Below are 20060 nucleotides of genomic sequence, written 5' to 3' on the forward strand. Positions count from 1 at the left end.
TGCTGACAGCGTGTCTGTGCAGGTTCGCTTCCTGCTGTCGGTGATGGTTGCCTTGATTGTGGGCGGAAGCGGAAGTAGTGCTTTCGGCCAGACAGAACGGGGCTGCCTTGACATATTCACCTGAAATCAACCGTTCGCAGTCGCACCGGGAGCAAGCAGATGGCCGGAACTGATCGAAATCGCGAACTGATCACCGGTGGCCCGGCGATCATTCTGATGGAGCCGCAACTGGGCGAGAACATCGGCATGGTGGCGCGCGCCATGGCCAATTTCGGCCTGTCCAATCTCAGAATCGTCAATCCGCGCGATGGCTGGCCAAATGACAAGGCCATCAGCGCAGCTGCCCACGCCGATCATGTGATTGCCGGCGCGGTGGTATTTGAGACACTGGAAGCAGCCCTTGCGGATCTAAATCTGGTCTATGCCACCACGGCGCGGCCGCGCGACGGGCACAAGCCGGTGCGTGGGCCGGTGGAGGCGGGCGAGATTTTGCGCGGACGTGAAAACGCCGGCGAAAAGACCGGAATCCTGTTCGGTCGCGAACGAATCGGGTTGCGCAACTGGGAAGTCGGGCTTGCCGACGAGATCGTCACCTTTCCGGTCAATCCTGCCTATGCCTCGCTCAATATTGCCCAGGCCGTGTTGCTGATGTCCTATGAGTGGATGAAATCGGGGCTCGCCAGCCCGCATCAGACCGCATTTGACAAGCCGGAGGTGGAACCGGCGCCAAAAGCCGATCTGCATGGTTTGTTCGCCCAGATCGAGGAAGGGCTTGATGCGCGGGGCTATTTCCGCTCCGAGACCAAGCGGATGAAGGCGGTCGACAATTTGCGCGCGGTGTTGACCCGACCAGGGTTTTCCACCGATGAAATCAATGTGCTGCGCGGTCTTTTTGCCTCATTTGACCGGTTTGGTCGTCCGGGACAACGGATGCCGAGCGACGGCGGCGAAACAGGGGACAAGGAATGAGCGATCAACCGATTCTGGTGTTCGACAGCGGCATTGGCGGCCTGAGCGTGCTGCGCGAGGCGCGGGTGATCATGCCGGGGCGGCGCTTTGTCTATGTCGCTGACGATGCCGGTTTTCCCTATGGCCGGTGGGAAGAGGGAGCGCTCAGCGACCGTATCGTCGAGCTGTTTGCAGGATTGATCGACAGGCACAAGCCGGCGCTGGCGCTGATTGCCTGCAACACCGCTTCGACCATCGTCATGCCGGCGCTGCGCAAAACCTATCCAGACATGCCGTTCGTCGGCACCGTACCGGCAATCAAGCCCGCCGCCGAGCGAACCCGGTCCGGATTGGTTTCGGTTCTGGCAACGCCCGGCACGGTAAAGCGGCAATACACAAGAGATCTGATCCGCGATTATGCCGACAAGGTGCATGTGCGGCTGGTGGGGTCTGAAAATCTGGCGGAACTCGCCGAAACCTATATGCGCAAAGGGTTTGTTGACGAGGCTGCGGTGAAGGCGGAAATCGAGCCGTGTTTTGTCAGCCAGAACGGTCGGCAGACCGATATTGTGGTGCTGGCCTGCACGCATTTTCCGTTTTTGGTCAACCGCATGCGCAAGGTGGCGCCATGGCCGGTGGACTGGATCGACCCGGCTGAAGCTATTGCGCGCCGCGCGCTGGCGATTGTCGATACATTGCCGGGTGGTGACGCGCTGCCCGATGCCCGCGACAGCGTTGTCTTTACCTCCGGCAATCCCGATTACTCCGCCCAGCGGCTGATGCACGGGTTTGGCTTGAGCCAGGACAAGCGGTAGGGAAGGCCCGCATGGTACACCCGTCGATCAAAGGCCTAGTTGCAAGGTGTCGCGCGCCAGATGGTAGCTCTCATTGAAGCCCGACCCGACGCCTGGATCCGGACATGAGGCGGGGCCAAGCATTCCCAATACATATTTCATGCGGCCGCCGTCGAAGTTTGCCATAGCCGAAACGGCAAGCACCTCTTCGGTGGACCGGTCAGCAATCGTCACGGCGTTTATTGTGGTGTGGGAGTTGGCGGAGTTGAGGGTTTCCCGCACTTCATAGCGGGCGGTGGGGTGTGGAATTGCAATGGTTGTGATCGTGTCATTCTCACCGCGCTGGTAACGAACCCAGGCATTGCGGTTGTAGATATCGCCTGCCTCGTACCACTGAAATCCTTCGTCGTAGATGTAGCGCGTGCCGAAGCTGTTTGCGGTTTCAGACGCAAGCAACATGCCCTCGGCGGTTGCTGTCTTGTAGATTTGGGTTCCCGTGCGTTCATCACAAATTGCTGCGAATTCCGCCCGGTCCTGAGCGTAGACCAGGGCGACGGGTATCAGAACCACTGCAATTCCAGCGGTCAAGCCAATCGCTTTTCCGCGCTTGCGCAACGGGATTGCCACCGCGATCACCGCTGCCACCAGCGAGAGCGGTGCGGCAACCCACCAAATCAATCCGACAAGAAACATGATCGACTCCCCATTCCATGTCAGTGTGTAACACCCACAGGACTAACGTTTTCCTGCATGGCATGCCGATTGGCGGCGCATTCGCCGGACCGATGTGAAAAGAGCAGGAGCGCGGGTTGTCGCGACCCTGCATAACATTCGGCAAAGTCTGGACAAATGAGTCCGAAAAATTCATTTTGGTTCGATTCATAAATATGCCGGAATAGAACACCCCAAGCCGGGCTTTGTGTGTTTGCCGGTGTCGGGTGGCCAGGTGTCGCGTCAGTAAACGGAGTTGTGCCAAAGTGCAGGTCGGAATTGACATGGGGAGTTTGACTGGCGGACAGCCGGCCACGCTCGACATTGAGGAACTGCTGGCGACCCGTCTTCTGGTGCAGGGCAATTCCGGATCCGGCAAGTCGCATTTGCTCAGGCGTCTGCTGGAGCAGTCGGCGCAATGGGTGCAGCAGGTGATCATCGATCCCGAGGGTGACTTTGTCACGCTTTCCGAGAAGTACGGCCACCTGGTGGTTGAAGGTGAGCGCAGCGAAGCCGAACTCGCTGGCATTGCCAGCCGGATCAGGCGGCATCGTGTCTCCTGCGTGCTGTCGCTGGAAGGGCTGGATGTCGAGCAACAGATGCGCGCCGCGGCTGTGTTTCTCAACGCCATGTTCGATGCCGAACACGAGTTCTGGTATCCGGTGCTGGTGGTGGTCGACGAGGCGCAGCTGTTTGCGCCTGCCGTTGGCGGCGATGTCTCCGAAGACGCGCGCAAGATGTCGCTTGGCGCCATGACCAATTTAATGTGCCGTGGCCGCAAGCGCGGGTTGGCGGGCGTTATCGCCACGCAAAGATTGGCGAAGCTGGCCAAGAATGTCGCGGCGGAAGCCTCCAATTTTCTGATGGGCCGGACATTTCTCGATATCGATATGGCGCGCGCTGCTGATCTGCTGGGCATGGACCGGCGGCAGGCCGAGATGTTCCGTGACCTGCAGCGCGGCAATTTCGTTGGTCTTGGCCCGGCGCTGTCACGGCGGCCGCTGCCGATCGCCATTGGCGCGGTGGAGACCCAGGCGCGCTCGTCGAGCCCGAAGCTGATGCCGATGCCCGATGCGGTGGCCGATGTCGAGGAATTGATCTTCACCCCCGATCCGGACGAGTTCACCCGCCAGGCTGCGCGCCGGACCCGGCCGGCGCCGAGACCGACGACCGACATTCTAGCGGAACTGTCGCGCGCAACGCCGCTCGCCGATGCACCGCTGGCCCGGCCTGGCAAGGACAATGCCGCGCCGGAAATTGACCCGGGCGAGCGCGAGCAACGCATCAACCGGGTGCTGGATGAGATTCTCAGCGACCCGCAATCGGGCTACCGCACCGACGCAGCGCTCTATCAGGATTTCATGGTCCGGCTGAGAATGGGCCGGGTCTCGGGGCCGCCAATGCCGCTCGGCGCATTCCGTCGCCGCGTCGCCATTACCCGCTCCGGAGTCGATGCAGAGACCGCAGAAACTGACGCCTGGTCGACGGCGCTGTCACTCTCAGCCAATGTCTCGGAGGATCTGCAGGGTGTGTTCCTGATGCTGGCCCATGCCGCGATCAAGACAGCCCCATGTCCCTCCGATGCCCGCATTGCGCGGGCTTACGGCACCCACTCGGCCCGCCGGGCAAGGCGTCTGCTGGGCTATTTCGAAGAACAGGAACTGATCATCGTCCACGCCGATTTTTCCGGCAAGCGCATTGTCGGAATTCCGGATCTGCAAGCGGAGACGGCGCCAGGGGCGGCCGATGCGCCGGACGAGAGCACGGAGAGTGCGCAGGCGGCGGAGTGAGGTGAGGGGCATTTCGGGGGTGTTTGGCAATCCGGCGTCTTTGCCATCGTCCGAGTGTCGCCGCAACCTATGTGGCTCAGAGGCTGAGCGGAGGCGATCTGACAATCCGGGTTCCAAAAAATGCGCGGGTGTAGCTCGGTGTTTAAGTCGACAGGAAAGAATCACTGGTTCGAGCTACAGTACTTTGCGCGTAAAAACGCGACCCGACCGGCGTGGTCGGATCGCAAATCAACTCTTGGTCGTCCTAGACCCAGGCTGTCAGCTTGGGTCGAATTCGGACTTGGCTTTCACCCATGAGTTGCGCAGGACGTCAAAGGAGTCAGAAAAGCCGCCCTTCATATCCGTCCATGCATCGGCTGTACTGTAACGCAATCCGGCGAGGTCTTCGGCAACTTTGATCCGTAGCTGGCGCAGAGCGGCCATTTCAGCCTTGGCCTTGGCCTTGGCAGCATCGTCCATGCTCGCCCAGTTGTTCCGAATACGCGCTTCGAGATCGAGGATGCTCGCATCTATGTTTTTTAGCGATGCGCGGCTCTTGGCAACAAGCTCATCACGTTTCGCATAGGCATAGTCGCCTGTAACTTCGACCAGTGCCTGTGCCTCGGTTTTCACATCTTCAAAAGATGTCTGGGCATAGGCATTTGTCATCGTCCCCGCGGTTGCCAGGATCAGGGTCATCGCGGCGGCGTTCTTGAGATTCATCCACTTGGTCATTCTGCATTCCTTCTTGATTGAGAGTCATTTGGTACAGGTGGCGCGTTGCGGTGATTGAACGCGCCGTAGGTCATCAGGATTGTTCTTCGTGACCTTGATTGTCTTTGAACGCCGCTTGAGCCTCGTCGAAAGCTTTTTCAAACGTGTGGCGCGACTCGGTTAGTGCCGTGCGCAAGGCTGCCCAAGATTTGCCGCCCGCTGCGTTCAGTTTTTTCAGCTGGTCACCTGCAGTAGCGGCGTCCTTCTCAAGTTTGGCGACGGCAGCATCAACGTCGGCCTTGCGGTCCGTCTGGAATTTCGCGGCGCCATCCTTGAATTTTTCAGCCGTTTCACGCCAGGCTTTTTGCTGCGCCGCAACGCGGGCTTCAAAAGTCTTTCTGGTTGCCTCTGCCTGCCCTTCAGCGGCATCAAGATAAGCATCAACTGCCTTTTCAAACGACGCCCATTCGGCCTCACGTTCGGCCTCGGTGGCGGCCCAAGCTTGCGCGTTCATATCCTGTTCTTTCTGAGTCCAAGCTGCGAACTTGTCGCGGCGGGTTTTCATGTCGGCGATCGTCGCTTCCGCTTGTGCCCGGGCATCCGATTGCAGATATGCGACCTTGGCTTTGAGAACCGCGACCGATGCATCCATCTCGTCGAGGCGTGTTTTGGTCCAGTCGGTATAGGTGTGAATTGGGCTTTTGGTGGTCATTTTTCTTCTCCTTGTTTGTTCTTTGAAAACCGGACTCCGCCTCTGTGCACACCTTCATCAGGAAGCTGGGCATTCAGTCGACAGTTCGAAATGTCGTGGGGCACGGCTCTATATCACTCGGCACTTTGGTCAAAAACCTTGCCTACAGCGGTGGCGATCATCACCAGCGACACGCCGGACATCAGAAGGTTGATGCCGACAAGCATGCCGAGAGCCCATAGTGCCGAGAATGGAAATTGCACCATCAACATCACGCCCAGCACGATAGCAATGATGCCGTCGAAAAGTGCCCAGCCCCAAACGGACAGCGGCCGCAACTGAAAAGCAAAGATTGTTTTCAGCACGCCTTCGGCTACGAAGGTTGCCGCAACCACGATGGTTAGTGCGAACATTCCTTGCAGCGGGTACATAACCAGATATCCACCGGCAATTACCCAAAGCGCGCCAAGGATGAAGGCCAGAGTCATGCTTTTCCACTTCGGAAGGCTGAATGCCCCCATCGCCTGGGCAATGCCAGCAATGATCAGCATCATGCCGACAGTGAGCTCAACACCAAAACTGCTGAGCATCGGAAAGGTGATGGCCACAACGCCAGCGACGATCATCACAATGGCAAGGACGATCACCCAATGGCGGCCGCGTGCGATGGCAGTGCCGAACGACGGGAAGTCTTCTGAAGCAGTTTTTGTCATGCTGTTTTCTTTTCTCGTATCCCAGTTGTCACAATGACTCAGGCAAAATCGTGTGGATTTTGTTTTTCTATTTGCATCAGATAATTGGTCGGTTAGCTGTGCTTGCCATTGAAGCTAGTCTCTCCACGCGCACCGGGTTTGACTAAGGTCAATAGCCAAACATGTGCGCGTGGATCGGTTCCGCTGGTGAATGGCCATGTCCATCGCAAGCGAGTTGGTTTCGCCTAGGGACACCGCGTTAGGAAGCGTGTGTATTCCAAATTATGGACGAATGACGGATGCAGCGACTTCGTATTATTGGCAGCATTTCGAAAATGGTCAGATTTGGTCAACGCGGAAAATTGCCGACCTTTTTGCGACAAGCCTCATTGAAACCGAGTGATGCAAATTACTGATGCAAAAAATCCATTTAGCATGCGAACTACGCTTGCTCTTCCCAAACCTTCACCAGTTCGACAATCAGTTTCCACCGCCTTTTCCAGGTCCTGGCGGCTGATCCATTCGAGCGGCGAGTGGTACGCGTGGCCGCCGGTGAAAATGTTGGGGCAGGGCAGGCCCATGAAGGAGAGTCGTGAGCAATCGGTGCCGCCGGGCCGTCCGAAGCGCCTGTGCAGCAGAAATCACGAAACAGTGAAGATGGTTTAACGCGTGGTTTGTTGCCCAGCCTTGGGATCGATTGGAAACGCACTATAATCAGGTGTGAGCCATGATTGAGCCGCTTTTCCGGCCGTCAAACCAGTAGTCTGACAGGAGCAATCCATATGACTGACGCTATCACCACACGCCGTGGCCTTCTTGCCGCTACAGGTGCACTCGTTGCGACGGGGGCGGCGGGCCTCATCTTGCCTGCGCGCGCGCAAGGCGTTGCGGCGACGCCTTCGATGCGCGGCGGGTCCAACAATTATCTTCCCGGAGCGCCTGTCGTGGAACGGATCGGTGGTGGCGGGTTCTGGATGACAGGCACCGTCCGTCGCGCCGGTGATGGTGCGCCGCTGGCGGGCCAGCGCATCCAGATCTGGGCGCACACGACCGAAGGTGATGAACGTGACCCTTGGAGCCACGGTGCCACATTGACTGACGCCAATGGCGAGTTCCGGCTGGAGATGCCGCAGATCGTTCCGGCGTTCGGTCAGCCCCATGGTCACCTAGCCTATGATGATGATGATTTCAAAACCGTCTTCCTGCGCCCGGTCATGGCGAGCGCAAGCGACACCAGCCTTGCCGCGGATTTCGTGCTTCAGCCGGTTTGAGCGAAGTGGGCCTCAAGAGATTCTCCCGGGTCCGGAGCACAATCATCTGGGGTGCCGTTGCGACAGCCATTGCGGTGCCTTTAGCGGCGGCATCAGCAAGTCCGCTGCTCGCATGGCGCGATCCGGTCTACATTCTGGCGGGTTTTGCAGGCGTCATCGCCATGGCGCTGCTTCTGCTTCAGCCGCTGCTGGCGGGCGGAACCTTGCCGGGCCTCTCGGGTCCACGCGGGCGGCTCGTGCACCGCTGGGTCGGAGGCGTTCTGGCGGCGGCGGTTGTCATTCACGTCGCGGCCCTTTGGGTCACCAGCCCGCCGGACGTCATCGACGCGCTTGTCTTTGCCGCGCCTACGCCGTTTTCTGCCTGGGGCGTTGTCGCCATGTGGGCCGTGTTTGCATCGGCATGTCTCGCCTTGTTCCGTCGGCGTTTGCGGCTGCGGCCGCTGACGTGGCGTCGCGCTCACACGGCGTTGGCGGCGGTGATTGTCGTGGGAAGTGTTGTCCATGCGATGCTGATTGAGGGAACCATGGAAACACTATCGAAGGCTGCGCTTTGCGCGCTGGTGCTCGCGGCAACTGTGAAGGTCGTCGCGGGTCTGCGGCTTTGGGTGAAGCGAATTGACTGAGGCAGCAGTCCGGCAAGAGCTGTTGTTTATGCCATGAGATGAAAGTTGCATGTCCTGGCAAGGGGGAGCCGCAGCAGAAACACTTGATTTTGCTGCGGTTCGGGTTGCTCAGGCCCGTTCTTCCCAAACCTTCACCAGTTCGACAATCGTTTCCGCTGACTTCTCCATGTCCTGGCGGCTGATCCATTCGAGCGGCGAATGGTACGAGTGGCCGCCGGTGTAGATGTTGGGGCAGGGCAGGCCCATGAAGGAGAGGCGTGAGCCGTCGGTGCCGCCGCGGATGGAGTTGGTAACCGGTTCGAGGCCTGCGCGGCGGACAGCTTCGACCAGATTGCTCATGATTTCGGGGTGGCCGTCGAGCACTTCTTTCATGTTGCGGTACTGCTCAGTCACCTTGAAGCTCATGGTTGAACCGGGATAGGAGGACATGACCTCTTCCGCGATGCCCTTGAGCATGGCTTCTTTTTCTCTGAGGCCGTCATTGACGAAATCGCGGATGATGAGTTTCAGATGCGCCTTGTCCATCGAGCCGCTGACGTCTGTCGGATGAATGAAGCCCTGGCGTCCGGCCGTGGTTTCCGGCGCCAGATCTTTCGGCAACCGGGCGATGATGTCACCGGCGATCTTGATGGCGTTCTCCATCACGCCCTTGGAGGTGCCCGGATGCTGGGCGACGCCCAAAATATCTATCTCGACGCCGTCGGCGGAAAAAGTCTCGTCGTCGACCTCGCCGATGCGTCCGCCATCCATGGTGTAGGCGAAGGCGGCGCCGAGTTTTGCGATGTCGACCTTGTCGGCGCCGCGGCCGATTTCCTCGTCGGTGGTGAAGAGGATTTTTATCGTGCCGTGGCGGATCTCCGGATTGGCGGTCAGGAATTGCACAGCCGTCATGATTTCCGCCACGCCGGCCTTGTCGTCTGCCCCGAGCAAAGTGGTGCCGTCCGTGGTGATGATGTCATGGCCGATCTGCTGCTTGAGATCGGGGTGCTCGCTGACCTTGATGATGCGGCTCACATCGCCGGTTAGCTGGATGTCGCCGCCCTGGTAGTTCCGCACCACGTTCGGCTTGACATTGGTGCCGGTGAAATCGGGTGCGGTATCCACGTGCGAACAGAAGCAGATCACCGGTACTGTCTTGTCTGTGTTGGCTGGCAGGGTCGCATAGATATTGCCGTGTTCGTCCATATGGGCGTCGCTGAGGCCGAGTGTCAGCAGTTCCGTGACGAGCACGCGGCCGAGATCCTTCTGTTTCTCCGTCGAGGGCTGCGCGGACGAATCCGGATCCGATTGGGTGTCGATGACAACGTAACGCAGCAGGCGGTCTAAAACAGTGTCGGCCATGGGGTGCGTCCTATTCCGGTGGGCGGGCTGACCATGCTATAACCCTCCTTGAAGGTTACGGGAATATGTCCGGGCGGCTGGCGAGGTATTGTCCCGCGCTTTGCCTTCAGAGTGATTGACTTCCCGGTTAAACCACCTTAGAGACCCCGGTAGCGCGAGAGTTCATGCTCTCGCGTTTTCTTACGTGTCCCGTGGACGGTTTGCACAAAGCGTGCGTCGACCGTTCTGTCAGGTCTCAAAAACAGGGGCCAGAGGAGGGCGCGTTTCCTTCAACCAGTTTGAGTGCAAACTGGTGCAACCGTTTGAAAGGAAATGCGATGAGCAAGCGCGAATCGTCAAAATACAAACTAGATCGCCGTATGGGCGAGAACATCTGGGGTCGTCCGAAGTCCCCGGTCAATCGTCGTGAATATGGTCCCGGCCAGCACGGACAGCGCCGCAAGAGCAAGCTTTCCGATTTTGGTATTCAGCTGCGCGCCAAGCAGAAGCTGAAGGGCTATTACGGCGATGTGTCGGAAAAGCAGTTCCGCAAGATTTACGATGAAGCCAACCGGCTCAAGGGCGATACGCCTGAAAACCTGATCGGTCTTCTCGAAGCGCGTCTCGACGCCATCGTCTACCGCGCCAAGTTCGTGCCGACGATTTTCGCAGCGCGCCAGTTCATCAATCACGGCCACATCACACTGAATGGCCAGCGCATGAACATCGGTTCGGCCCGTTGCAAGCCGGGCGACGTCATTGCTGTGAAGGAAAAGTCCAAGCAGCTCGCCATCGTGCTCGAATCCGCACAGCTGGCAGAACGCGACGTACCTGAATATATCGAAGCTGATCATCACAAGATGAGCGCAACCTTTGTTCGCGTGCCGAGCCTGAGCGATGTTCCTTACGCTGTTGTGATGGAACCGAACCTGGTCGTCGAATTCTATTCACGCTGATCCTTCTCCTGGATCACGTCAGATCGGGCCGCCCTTCGGGGCGGCCTTTTTGTATCTGCAGATTTCGGGCCGATAGTGCATCCGGAGACAGACAATGACCGATTTGCAAGAGGTTCTTGATTCGATTGCTGCGGAAACCGCCGACGAGGCCGAGCGCGGGATGGTGGCGCAGTATATTCCCGAGCTCGCCAAGGTCGATGCCGGGCAGTTCGGTATCGCGGTTGCCCTGCCGGACGGCCGGGTGCTGACGGCCGGAGATGCTGCGACCGGGTTCTCGATTCAGAGCGTGTCGAAAGTGTTCACCCTGGCGCTGGCGCTGGGCAAGCTGGGTGACGCTGTGTGGAGCAGTGTCGGGCGCGAGCCATCGGGCAATGCGTTCAACTCGATCGTCCAGCTCGAGCAGGAAAAAGGCCGGCCGCGCAATCCCTTCATCAATGCCGGTGCTATTGCCGTGGTCGACCTGATCATGGCCGGACACCAGCCGAAGGAGGCGATCGGCGAGATCATCCAGTTCATCCGCCATCTCGCCGATGATGATTCGATCCTGATCGACGAGCATGTGGCGCGCTCTGAAACAGCCCATGGCGACCGCAATGCGTCACTGGCGCATTTCATGCGCTCCTTCGGCAATATCGATCATCAGGTGGATCATGTTCTGGGCGTCTATTTCCATCAATGCGCCATCGTCATGAATTGCCAACAGCTGGCTCGGGCCGGACTTTTTCTGGCAAGCCAGGGGCGTGATCCGGTGACCGGCGCGCAGGTGGTGTCGGAGCAGCGGGCGCGGCGGATCAACGCAATCATGCTGATGTGCGGGCATTACGACGGATCGGGAGAATTCGCCTTTCGCGTCGGTCTGCCCGGCAAGAGCGGCGTCGGCGGCGGCATTCTGGCGATTGCGCCTGGAAAAGCCTCGATTTCGGTCTGGTCTCCGGGCCTTGACCGGGTCGGCAATTCCAAACTCGGAACCGCAGCACTCGAACAATTGGCCAGGCGGATGGAATGGTCGGTGTTCGGGGCTTGACTGGATCGGTCAAAGCCATCATCCCGTTGGCATGAGCGAAATGATCGACACTGTAGATACCCTGGACGTGGCACCGGACGTGACGCCGGACTCTGGGCCATCGCTGTATCAAGATGCGCCCTCCAGTGTGTCGTTCAACAAGCTGCGCAAGCGGTTGATCCGCAATGTGCGGCAGGCGATTGATGATTTCGCCATGGTTGCGCCGGAAACAGCGGGTGAAAAACGTCCGCGCTGGCTGGTGGCGGTGTCGGGTGGCAAGGATTCCTACGGGCTCTTGGCGTTGCTGATGGATCTCAAATGGCGCGGCATGTTGCCGGTCGATCTGATTGCCTGCAATCTCGACCAGGGCCAGCCGAATTTTCCCAAACACATTCTGCCGGATTATCTCACCGCCCATAACGTGCCTCACCGGATCGAGTATCGCGACACCTATTCGGTGGTGACGTCGAAGGTGCCCGAGGGCGCCACCTATTGCGCATTGTGTTCGCGGCTCCGGCGCGGCAACCTCTACCGGATCGCCCGGGAAGAGGGCTGCGAGGCGCTGGTTCTGGGTCACCACCGCGACGATATTCTCGAAACTTTCTTTCTCAATTTCTTCCACGGCGGCCGGCTGGCGGCAATGCCGCCGAAACTGCTCAATGATGATGGCGACGTGATGCTGCTCAGGCCCATGGCCTATTGCGCCGAGGAAGATCTGACGCGCTTTGCCGAAGCGCTGAAATTTCCTATCATCCCGTGCGATCTGTGCGGGTCGCAGGATGGTCTGCAGCGCAATGCGATGAAAGAGATGATCGGCGACATCGAACGCCGCATGCCCGGCCGCAAGGATTCGATGATTCGGGCGCTGGCCAATACAAGGCCCTCACATCTTCTCGACCGGTCGCTGTTTGATTTCGCCAATTTGACCCCGAAACCACAAGAGGCAGACGCATGACCGGTTTGAACGCAGCGGATATGGATTGGCTGGCGGCGTTGCTGCTCGACGTTGGTACGGCTGAAATCATGCCGCGGTTTCGCAATCTGGATGAGGGCGCGGTCCAGCAAAAGACATCGGCGACCGATCTGGTGACCGAAGCCGATGTGAATGCCGAGCGGGTGATCACCGCAGCGCTGCTCGAACGCTACCCCGACTCGCTGGTGATCGGCGAAGAGGCGGTGGCTGACAATCCGGCTTTGCTCAAGGGATGGGTGTCATCGGGCAAGCGGGCCTTCATCGTCGACCCGATCGACGGAACCTTCAATTTCGCCTCCGGTGTGGCGTCTTTCGGTGTCATGCTTGCGGTTGTCGAAGCTGGCGAGACGGTTGCCGGCATCATCCATGATCCGGTCGGTCAGGACTGGATCATGGCGCAAAAGGGATCAGGGGCGATCCTGCGTCGGCTTGACGGGCGGGAGAGCGCATTGCGTGTCGCCGAACCTACCGGTTCGATCCATCAGATGATCGGATCGGCGTCCTGGCAATATATGCCCGAGCCGGAGCGCAGCATGATTGCGCGAAACCAGGCCCTATGCATCGGCAGTGTGGCCTATCGTTGCGCTGCACAGGAATACCGGCTGCTGGTTGGCGGCCATATTCATTTTACACTCTACAACAAGCTGATGCCGTGGGATCATCTGGCCGGCACACTGATCACAGAAGAGGCGGGCGGTTATGTCCGCCGGTTTGACGGCAGCGTTTACAAGCCCGAGCATCTCGATGGCGGCCTGCTGGCGACCACCGACCTCGACAGCTGGAATGTGGTGCGCGAAGCCCTGTGGCGCAGCTGATCGGTCAGCATCAGCGCTGGGCGCCGACCCCGAACAACCGGCCCTTTTCGGCAATCAGTACCATGATCAGCGACACCGCCGACACCGTGGCGTAGCCGGCTGCCAGCGGGAAGATCGTGCCATCATAAGTCTGTCCAATGGCGGCGCCAACCAGCCCGCCGATCACGGTCTGGGCAAAACCAAGGGCGGAGGATGCCGTACCGGCGATCGCGCCGAGGGGTTCCATGGCAATCGAGTTGAAGTTGGACCCGACAAAGCCGAACAGCGGCATCATAAGAATGGAAATACCGAAGAACAGCCAGAATGGAATTGGTCCGACAAAGGTCAGCACGGACAGGACCAGTGCGAAGCTCAAATAGGCGATCAACGCGCCGTGCGACAGGCGCCGCTGGCCAAATCGGCCGACGAGCTGCGAATTGACAAAGGCTGACCCGGCCATGACCACCGCGACAGCGGCAAAAGCCACCGGGAAATAGGTGCCAAGACCGTAAATATCGACATAGATCGGTTGCGCAACGTTGAGAAAGCCGAACAGCGAACCGAAATAGAAGCTGGTCGCCAGCGTGTAAAACAGCGCGATCCGGTTGGTCAGCACGATGGTGAAGGCGGCGCTGATGCTTTTCAGAGTGAGCGGTCTGCGGTGCTCTTCGCTCAGCGTTTCGGGCAGGCGCATCATGGCCCAGGCGCCGACCATCAGCGAGACGACCGCCATGAAAATGAAGATGAGGTGCCAGTTGCCAGCGAGCGTGATGACCTGGCCGATCATCGGTGCAAACACAGGCACGACCATGAACACCATCATCACCAGCGACATTGTTGCCGCCATGCCGCGGCCGGAATGGGTATCGCGAACCACGGAAATTGCGATGACCCGGGTTGCGGCAGCGCCGATTCCCTGCACAAAACGCGCGATCAGAAGGAACTCGAAGCTTGGCGCAAGAGCGCCTGCAATGGCGCATACCGCATAAATCGCGATGCCGAAAATCAGAGGTGCACGGCGGCCGAACCGGTCGGAAATAGGGCCGAATATCAATTGCGCGCCACCGAAGCCGACAATGTAGGAGAGCAGGATATACTGCACCTGATTGGCATCCGTGATGCCGAATCCGGCCTGAATGTTGGGAAATGCCGGCAACATGACGTCAATTGCCATGGCGTTGAGAGCCATCATCGAGGCGACGATCGCGATGAATTGCGGGCGGCCGATGCCTCCGATGGTCGCAGGTGGGCTCGCCGTGGCGGCCGTGGATCCGTGCATGGGATGTCTATCCTATCGGGAACAGAATCGGGAGGACATCTGTTCATTGCAAAGCTGGGCAACAAAGGTTTCCAGGCGGAACGGCAATGTCTGGACCTTCAAGGTCAGTGGATCAGAAGGCGGACCTTTTGATCGAAGCCAGCACCGTACATAGACGCGGTGCGACAATCCGGCAAGTGTCGGGATTTGCATTTGAACGCATGTATTGGATGGCGCAGGATGGGACCGGGGATATCAGGAGACGGTCCGAGATGCGCACATTTCAAGAGAAGGCACATTGTGGTGTTTTTGGAAAAAGAATGCCGCGGTCGGTGGCAACGTTCCGGGTCTGATGCTCAGCGGTTGCTCTCGTCTCTGGCAGCGCGGACCGGGTCAATCACCCGCCAGCCGAAGCTGAGGAACGGTTGCGCAGCTTCCGCAAGTTCGACGAGATCTTCAAGCAGTGCCGTGCCCTTGAGCCGGTCGCTTGCAAATTTGCGCGACAGCGTCAGGTGCCGGAGTCGCAGCAGTGCGACGGTTTCAGGATCAGTGATCTGTTCAAATCCGCGCGGCGTGCGCTTGAGCGCGTTGTCCTGATCGAACACAAATCCCATATCCAGCAACGGCTCGAGGGCTGCGTCGAATTGCGATCTGCGCGCGACGATGGCCTCGCGGAAGGGCCTTAGCTCATCTGATTCCATGGCGTAGAAACCGACGGACAAAAAGCTGTCGTCTGGTGAGACGTGGAAATACAGCAGCCCCTGGTCCTTCTTGGTGCCGGAGCGGGTGACCACGGCGCTGACATGGGTGTTGTAGGGGTGTTTTGCCTTGGCAAAGCGGACATCCCGGTTGATCCGGAAGGTCGAGGTCTTGCGGGCGCAGGTGAGCGGGATCTTGGCATCTGCAAGACGCGCGGCAAGATCATCAATCAGCCGGCCACGCGGCTCATTGAGATGCTTCTCGAACAGATCCTTGTTGTCGTGGAACCATTCGCGGTTCTGGTGAAAACCAAGCGCCTTGAGAAAGGGCTGGGCCTTGTCGCCAAAGCCGGAATAGGAGGTCTCGGTCATTTCACGGTGTTCGACGCATCGGTATAGCCCGGAAGCGCGCCATTGATGACATATCGCAGGATGGAGACGACCTGATCCGGTGTCTTGGCGACGGCTAGTGCCGCGGCATCGACTTCCTTGAGGGCGTGGGCGTGCTCGTCCTGATGCAGGATGATCAGCGGCTTTCCGAGTGCCGCTGCATAGCCTGCATCAAAAGCGGCGTTCCACTGCTTGTATTTTTCACCGAAGCGGACGACGACGATATCGGCCTTGTCGAGCAGGGTGCGGGTGCGAATGGCATTGATCTGCGCGCCCTTGTGATCATGCCAGAACTTGTCGGGTTCGGCGCCCAGAATGGCGACGCCGACATCATCGGAGGCTTCGTGATGGGTGACGGGTGCGCTGAACGCAACAGGCAGGCTGGCAGCCCGCGCGCCTGCTTCAATCTGCTCACGCCAGTCAGAGTGAATTTCGCCTGAGAGGTAGATGGTCCAGGTCATGGTCGAGGTCTCCAAACTAGCTGGGGATGGCCTTGATGCGGATCGACCGCATGATGATGGTGGCGGCTAAAACGAAAAGAGGCGGAAAATCCGCCTCTTGCCGCATCATACGATGAATAGTCTCAGGCAGTCTTGACCGGCACGCCAGCTTCGCTGAAGTGCTGCTGCAATTCTTCCGACTGGAACATCTCGCGGATGATGTCGCAACCGCCGACAAACTCGCCCTTGACGTAAAGCTGCGGGATGGTCGGCCAGTTGGAATATTCCTTGATGCCGTTGCGCAGCGCGTCGTCAGCCAGGACATTGACGCCCTTGTAGGGAACGCCGAGGTAGTCAAGAATCTGGACCACCTGGCCTGAAAAACCACACTGCGGAAACTGCGGCGTGCCCTTCATGAACACCACCACGTCGTTGCTTTTCACTTCGTTGTCGATGAATTCATTGATACCGGACATCGTTGGATCCTTTCAAAACGTGTGGCCACGATATTTCTTTGTCCATCAGATAATGCACGGCGGATGACAAGACAAGCAGCCCGACTCTATAAGTGATCGGATGTGGACAGGTCGCACCGGTTATTTTGTATTGGTTTTGCTGGTTGCCGCCGGCATTTCGATCCTATGGATCGCAGCATACGGGCCTCCAGACCGATTTGTACCCAAGCCGCACCCGAAGGCTGAAACCGGGAGTATGGACATGTCAGAAAAGCCGAAATTCTGCGAGGAGCACATATTTGAAGGTGCCCGGGCGATCCTGTGCGTGATCGACCCTGCGCTGCGGGACGTTGCGCTTGTCTACCGCGATCCCGAAAACCGGCCTTACGGCAATGTGTCCAAGGCTGTCGCGGCTCTCGCCGCTGAGGGGCGGACGCCGTTGCTGGCAATGAATGCCGGCATGTATCACGCGGACATGCTGCCGGTGGGGCTTTATGTCGAAGACGGAAAAGAACTCTCACCGCTCAACACCGATGATGATTTCGGCAATTTCTTTCTCAAGCCGAATGGAGTGTTTTTCCTCCGCGCCGATGGCAGCGCCGGGGTGATGGAAACATTGGCCTATGCCGATGCCGGGATTGTACCGACTTTCGCCACTCAATCGGGTCCGATGCTGGTGATTGATGGCGCGATCCATCCGCGGTTTCTGCCCGACGGGACGACGCGGTATATCCGTAACGGGGTGGGGGTGCGCGATGACGGTACGGTGGTGCTGGCGATCACCCGCGATCCGGTCAGTCTCGGCGCCTTCGCGCGGTTGTACAAGCAGCTTGCGGATTGCCCCAATGCGCTGTTTTTTGACGGCGGGGTCTCAAGTCTTGCCTGGGGAGAGCAGATGGAAATCGATTCGGGCGAGCCGGCGGGGCCGGTTGTCGCCGTGTTCGAGAAGGCGGGCGACTGATACGCGACGGGTCTGCTAAGTCTGCGATGGCAACGCGAGGCGCTGCCATTGCGGTTGTTTGATCATGGATGCGCGCTTTCATCCTGCGGTTCGGTCAGCAGCCACTCATGAATGCTGGCGATTTCAGCTTCGGTGAAGTTTGAAAAATTGGCGCGGGCAACTTCGCTCATCAGGCCGAGGTCACGATCGCCTGTGCCGATGCCGGTGTGCAGCAGCTTGATGAAATCGCCGAGCGAATAGGCCTGGCTGACGATGGCCAACGGTGGCACCATTTTGCCCTCGACCTCTGCGTTTGTCTGCAAATGGTGGCAATGGCTGCAGGTGTTGGCGACGAGATACTGACCGGGATTTTCTGGCCGGTGGGCAAGTTTTGGCCGGTCGTGGGGGGTATGGTCGGCCTCGAAGGGCAACTGGTCGAGCGCTAGGGCCAGCCGCCCGAGCGGCCCGAAGCTGGTGGCGGAGGGCAGGGCGTCAGCTGCCTCGGGCTGGGTGCGCAGCCAGGAGATGATGTTAGCGACATCGTCGTCGGCCAGATGCGCGAATGTCGCCGATGGCATCACCAGGGCTGCAGAACCATCCTTCTTGATGCCATGACGGATCAGCCGTTCGAGCTCGCCATCAGTGTAGGTGGGGGCGATGCGAGAGATGTTGGGCGCGACAAGCGTGCCGACCAATGGCGCCTTGAACAGCACGTTGCCGGCGCTGCGGTGGCAGCCGACGCACATGAAGCTGCGGCCGCGGCGGCTGGCCTCTTCGATTGGCAGGCCGGTGTCGGCATGGAAATCGGTGACGGCGACCTCATAGGTCTTGCCCAGCCGGTGCTCGGACCCGATGTAAATGGCCACGGCGCCGAGCGCGACGATGGACAGGGCAAACATTGCAATCCTGCGGAGAAGCTTTTTCATCGGATTTCGCCTGAAATGGACGGGTTGATGGAGCGAACGAGGTTGCCCCCAATTGATGGCGGGCCAATAGCAAAGGTTGCAATTCCGGTTCAAACACCATTCTTGCCAGCCGGCCCGGCAAAATTGCATAATGCCGCCTGGATCTGCCGGGATTGCGCTGATGAGCGACTGGAACGACATTCGGTATGTGTTGGAGGTGTGGCGGACGGGATCGACGCTTGCCGCCGGTCGCACACTCAAGGTGAGCCAGAGCACGGTGATGCGGCGGATTGCGGCGCTGGAGAGAGAGCTCGCGGTGGAGCTTTTCGACAAGCGCCGCACCGGCTACGCGGCGACTGCAACACTGACGGCGCTTCTGCCGCGTCTGCAGGCGGCGGAAGCCGCCCATCTCGCCTTCGAGCATGAGGCTGACGCCATCAGCCGGGATATTTCAGGGGCAGTCACAGTGACGGCGGCGGAACTGGTCTGCTCGATCTTTCTCAATCAGGCGATTGCCGAATTGCGACGCATGCATCCGGCGATCCGGATCGAGCTCATGGCGTCAGGTCGGATGCTTGATCTTGCTGCCGGTGAAGCCGATATCGCCATTCGCGCAGGCGGGCGGCCGACCGATAACGGACTGTTCGGCCGGCGGCTGGCGGAAGAAACCTGGAATTTCTATTGCAGCAGCAGTTACGCCCGTGCGCATGGAGTGCCGCGAAGCATCGCCGATCTCGCCGGTCATTCCGTGCTGGCGCCGCAGGACAAGAGCTTTTCACCGCAGGTAACCGGCTGGTTCCGGCAGCACATCCCGGACAGCGTCATCGTGGTGCGTCATACCGGCTTGGCCCCGGTCTATTACAGCGTGAAATCCGGGGTCGGGGTATCGGTGCTGTCGGATTTTCTCACCGCCGGCGACGCGGACCTGATTCATTGCTTCACGCCGCCCGAATTCAGCCGCAACGAGGTCTGGTTGCTGACGCATGAGCGGCATCGGCAGACAGCGCGGGTGCGGGCGGTGATGGGATTTCTGGGACGTTATTTCGACGGGTTGCGGCAGCGGGGCATGGCTGAGGCGGTATCTGCTGGAACCGGCCCTGACCAGGTGGCTGAGCTCTCATCCCTGGACAGTCCCGCTGATCCGGAAATCACAGACGTAGCAGTGCCCTGACAATCAGGACGTTCGCTTGCGCGCCGTCGATTTTCGCTTTGTCGTGCAGCTTTTGCTCCGGCGTGTCTTGGCGCGGGTGCGGGCCGGTTTCTTGCCGGTGAGCGCTTCGATCAGCACTTTTTCGATGGTCGATGAGGTGGTTGAACGCCTGCGCCGTGAAGTCGTCTTACGGCGGGTCGTCTTGCGACGCGTGGTGCGGCGGCGCTTGCGGGTCACAGCACCCTTGGCCGCTCCGTCCGCGAGGCCGTCGATGATGTCTGCTATCAGGCCCTCGAGAAACCCCGCCATGGCGAGGGTTTACTCAGGCACGCTGGTCTGCAGCGCCAAGGCATGCAACACGCCGCCCATATTGCCCTGTAGAGCGTTGTAGACCATCTGGTGCTGCTGCACCCGGCTCTTGCCCCGGAAGCTCTCGGAGACGACTTCGGCGGCATAGTGGTCGCCATCGCCGGCAAGATCGCGAATGGTGATCTGCGCATCGGGAATTCCGGTCTTGATCAATTTTTCAATATCGTCAGCATTCATGGCCATCTGTGAGGCTCCT

The 20060-nt window shown here is 59.3% G+C and carries 23 protein-coding genes and 1 pseudogene; 11 read left to right on the forward strand and 13 right to left on the reverse strand.

What is annotated here, in order from left to right; translation table 11 throughout:
* Positions 1–159: 159 nt before the first annotated feature.
* Both IMCC20628_RS07780 and murI read left to right on the forward strand, forming a co-directional pair.
* The gene (locus IMCC20628_RS07780) at positions 160–969 is read left to right on the forward strand and encodes an RNA methyltransferase (protein ID WP_047029754.1); all 810 of its coding nucleotides are present in this window, start codon (positions 160–162) and stop codon (positions 967–969) included.
* Complete coding sequence (gene murI, locus IMCC20628_RS07785; RefSeq protein ID WP_047029755.1) at positions 966–1763, forward strand: glutamate racemase; 798 nt, start codon at positions 966–968, stop codon at positions 1761–1763. Before IMCC20628_RS07780 ends, murI begins: the two co-directional genes overlap by 4 nt.
* 27 nt (positions 1764–1790) lie before the next feature.
* Here the strand turns inward: murI and IMCC20628_RS07790 are convergent, their stop codons facing one another.
* The gene (locus IMCC20628_RS07790; protein ID WP_047029756.1) at positions 1791–2435 is read right to left on the reverse strand and encodes a hypothetical protein; all 645 of its coding nucleotides are present in this window, start codon (positions 2433–2435) and stop codon (positions 1791–1793) included.
* Between the two features lie 284 nt (positions 2436–2719).
* On the opposite strand from IMCC20628_RS07790, the gene IMCC20628_RS07795 reads away from it, so the two are divergent.
* On the forward strand, positions 2720–4243 hold the full coding sequence (locus IMCC20628_RS07795; RefSeq protein ID WP_047029757.1) for an ATP-binding protein: 1524 nt from the start codon (positions 2720–2722) through the stop codon (positions 4241–4243).
* A 258-nt stretch (positions 4244–4501) separates the two neighbouring features.
* Here the strand turns inward: IMCC20628_RS07795 and IMCC20628_RS07800 are convergent, their stop codons facing one another.
* The 4 genes and pseudogenes from IMCC20628_RS07800 to IMCC20628_RS25050 form a co-directional block, all read right to left on the reverse strand.
* Positions 4502–4957 (reverse strand): hypothetical protein, encoded by a 456-nt coding sequence (locus IMCC20628_RS07800; protein WP_047029758.1) that lies wholly within the window; start codon positions 4955–4957, stop codon positions 4502–4504.
* Between the two features lie 73 nt (positions 4958–5030).
* A complete protein-coding gene (locus IMCC20628_RS07805) occupies positions 5031–5648 on the reverse strand; it encodes a hypothetical protein (RefSeq protein ID WP_047029759.1) in 618 nt (205 codons plus the stop codon).
* Between the two features lie 113 nt (positions 5649–5761).
* Positions 5762–6274 (reverse strand): DUF308 domain-containing protein, encoded by a 513-nt coding sequence (locus tag IMCC20628_RS07810; protein ID WP_197078411.1) that lies wholly within the window; start codon positions 6272–6274, stop codon positions 5762–5764.
* Positions 6275–6761: 487 nt separating this feature from the next.
* Positions 6762–6930, reverse strand: a pseudogene (locus IMCC20628_RS25050) (peptidase T); the annotation flags it as partial.
* A gap of 171 nt (positions 6931–7101) precedes the next feature.
* On the opposite strand from IMCC20628_RS25050, the gene IMCC20628_RS07815 reads away from it, so the two are divergent.
* A complete protein-coding gene (locus tag IMCC20628_RS07815) occupies positions 7102–7590 on the forward strand; it encodes a twin-arginine translocation pathway signal (protein WP_047029761.1) in 489 nt (162 codons plus the stop codon).
* The gene (locus IMCC20628_RS07820) at positions 7587–8213 is read left to right on the forward strand and encodes a ferric reductase-like transmembrane domain-containing protein (RefSeq protein WP_245307895.1); all 627 of its coding nucleotides are present in this window, start codon (positions 7587–7589) and stop codon (positions 8211–8213) included. The genes IMCC20628_RS07815 and IMCC20628_RS07820 overlap by 4 nt, the downstream gene beginning before the upstream one ends.
* A 108-nt stretch (positions 8214–8321) precedes the next feature.
* Here the strand turns inward: IMCC20628_RS07820 and pepT are convergent, their stop codons facing one another.
* Positions 8322–9554 carry a peptidase T gene (gene pepT / locus IMCC20628_RS07825; protein ID WP_047029762.1) on the reverse strand — a complete coding sequence of 411 codons (1233 nt, stop codon included), beginning with the start codon at positions 9552–9554 and terminating at the stop codon, positions 8322–8324.
* 317 nt (positions 9555–9871) lie between these two features.
* On the opposite strand from pepT, the gene rpsD reads away from it, so the two are divergent.
* The 4 genes from rpsD (at position 9872) to IMCC20628_RS07845 (ending at position 13280) form a co-directional block, all read left to right on the forward strand.
* Positions 9872–10489 (forward strand): 30S ribosomal protein S4, encoded by a 618-nt coding sequence (rpsD, locus tag IMCC20628_RS07830; protein ID WP_047029763.1) that lies wholly within the window; start codon positions 9872–9874, stop codon positions 10487–10489.
* Positions 10490–10583: 94 nt separating this feature from the next.
* The gene (locus tag IMCC20628_RS07835) at positions 10584–11513 is read left to right on the forward strand and encodes a glutaminase (RefSeq protein ID WP_047029764.1); all 930 of its coding nucleotides are present in this window, start codon (positions 10584–10586) and stop codon (positions 11511–11513) included.
* A gap of 40 nt (positions 11514–11553) precedes the next feature.
* Positions 11554–12447 carry a tRNA 2-thiocytidine(32) synthetase TtcA gene (gene ttcA, locus IMCC20628_RS07840; protein ID WP_047032366.1) on the forward strand — a complete coding sequence of 298 codons (894 nt, stop codon included), beginning with the start codon at positions 11554–11556 and terminating at the stop codon, positions 12445–12447.
* A complete protein-coding gene (locus tag IMCC20628_RS07845; RefSeq protein ID WP_047029765.1) occupies positions 12444–13280 on the forward strand; it encodes an inositol monophosphatase family protein in 837 nt (278 codons plus the stop codon). The genes ttcA and IMCC20628_RS07845 overlap by 4 nt, the downstream gene beginning before the upstream one ends.
* Positions 13281–13290: 10 nt before the next feature.
* On the opposite strand, the gene IMCC20628_RS07850 is transcribed toward IMCC20628_RS07845, so the two are convergent.
* The 4 genes from IMCC20628_RS07850 to grxD form a co-directional block, all read right to left on the reverse strand.
* The gene (locus IMCC20628_RS07850) at positions 13291–14538 is read right to left on the reverse strand and encodes a multidrug effflux MFS transporter (RefSeq protein ID WP_197078412.1); all 1248 of its coding nucleotides are present in this window, start codon (positions 14536–14538) and stop codon (positions 13291–13293) included.
* A 335-nt stretch (positions 14539–14873) separates the two neighbouring features.
* Entirely contained in the window at positions 14874–15587 is a 714-nt protein-coding gene (locus IMCC20628_RS07855) for a TIGR02453 family protein (RefSeq protein WP_047029766.1), read from the reverse strand.
* Positions 15584–16066, reverse strand: a complete 483-nt coding sequence (locus IMCC20628_RS07860) for a YtoQ family protein (protein WP_047029767.1) — start codon at positions 16064–16066, stop codon at positions 15584–15586. Before IMCC20628_RS07860 ends, IMCC20628_RS07855 begins: the two co-directional genes overlap by 4 nt.
* Positions 16067–16188: 122 nt before the next feature.
* On the reverse strand, positions 16189–16521 hold the full coding sequence (gene grxD / locus IMCC20628_RS07865) for a Grx4 family monothiol glutaredoxin (protein WP_047029768.1): 333 nt from the start codon (positions 16519–16521) through the stop codon (positions 16189–16191).
* 241 nt (positions 16522–16762) lie between these two features.
* On the opposite strand from grxD, the gene IMCC20628_RS07870 reads away from it, so the two are divergent.
* Positions 16763–17461 (forward strand): phosphodiester glycosidase family protein, encoded by a 699-nt coding sequence (locus tag IMCC20628_RS07870; RefSeq protein WP_047032368.1) that lies wholly within the window; start codon positions 16763–16765, stop codon positions 17459–17461.
* A gap of 62 nt (positions 17462–17523) precedes the next feature.
* On the opposite strand, the gene IMCC20628_RS07875 is transcribed toward IMCC20628_RS07870, so the two are convergent.
* The gene (locus IMCC20628_RS07875) at positions 17524–18366 is read right to left on the reverse strand and encodes a c-type cytochrome (RefSeq protein ID WP_047029769.1); all 843 of its coding nucleotides are present in this window, start codon (positions 18364–18366) and stop codon (positions 17524–17526) included.
* A 160-nt stretch (positions 18367–18526) separates the two neighbouring features.
* Between IMCC20628_RS07875 and IMCC20628_RS07880 the strand changes: the two genes are divergently transcribed.
* On the forward strand, positions 18527–19516 hold the full coding sequence (locus IMCC20628_RS07880; protein ID WP_197078413.1) for a LysR family transcriptional regulator: 990 nt from the start codon (positions 18527–18529) through the stop codon (positions 19514–19516).
* A 3-nt stretch (positions 19517–19519) separates the two neighbouring features.
* Here the strand turns inward: IMCC20628_RS07880 and IMCC20628_RS07885 are convergent, their stop codons facing one another.
* Entirely contained in the window at positions 19520–19804 is a 285-nt protein-coding gene (locus IMCC20628_RS07885) for a hypothetical protein (RefSeq protein WP_047029770.1), read from the reverse strand.
* Positions 19805–19813: 9 nt separating this feature from the next.
* Positions 19814–20047, reverse strand: coding sequence for a BolA family transcriptional regulator (locus IMCC20628_RS07890; RefSeq protein ID WP_047029771.1), 234 nt, complete (start codon positions 20045–20047; stop codon positions 19814–19816).
* Positions 20048–20060: the final 13 nt, after the last annotated feature.

This window comes from Hoeflea sp. IMCC20628 (assembly GCF_001011155.1).
Lineage (GTDB): Bacteria > Pseudomonadota > Alphaproteobacteria > Rhizobiales > Rhizobiaceae > Hoeflea.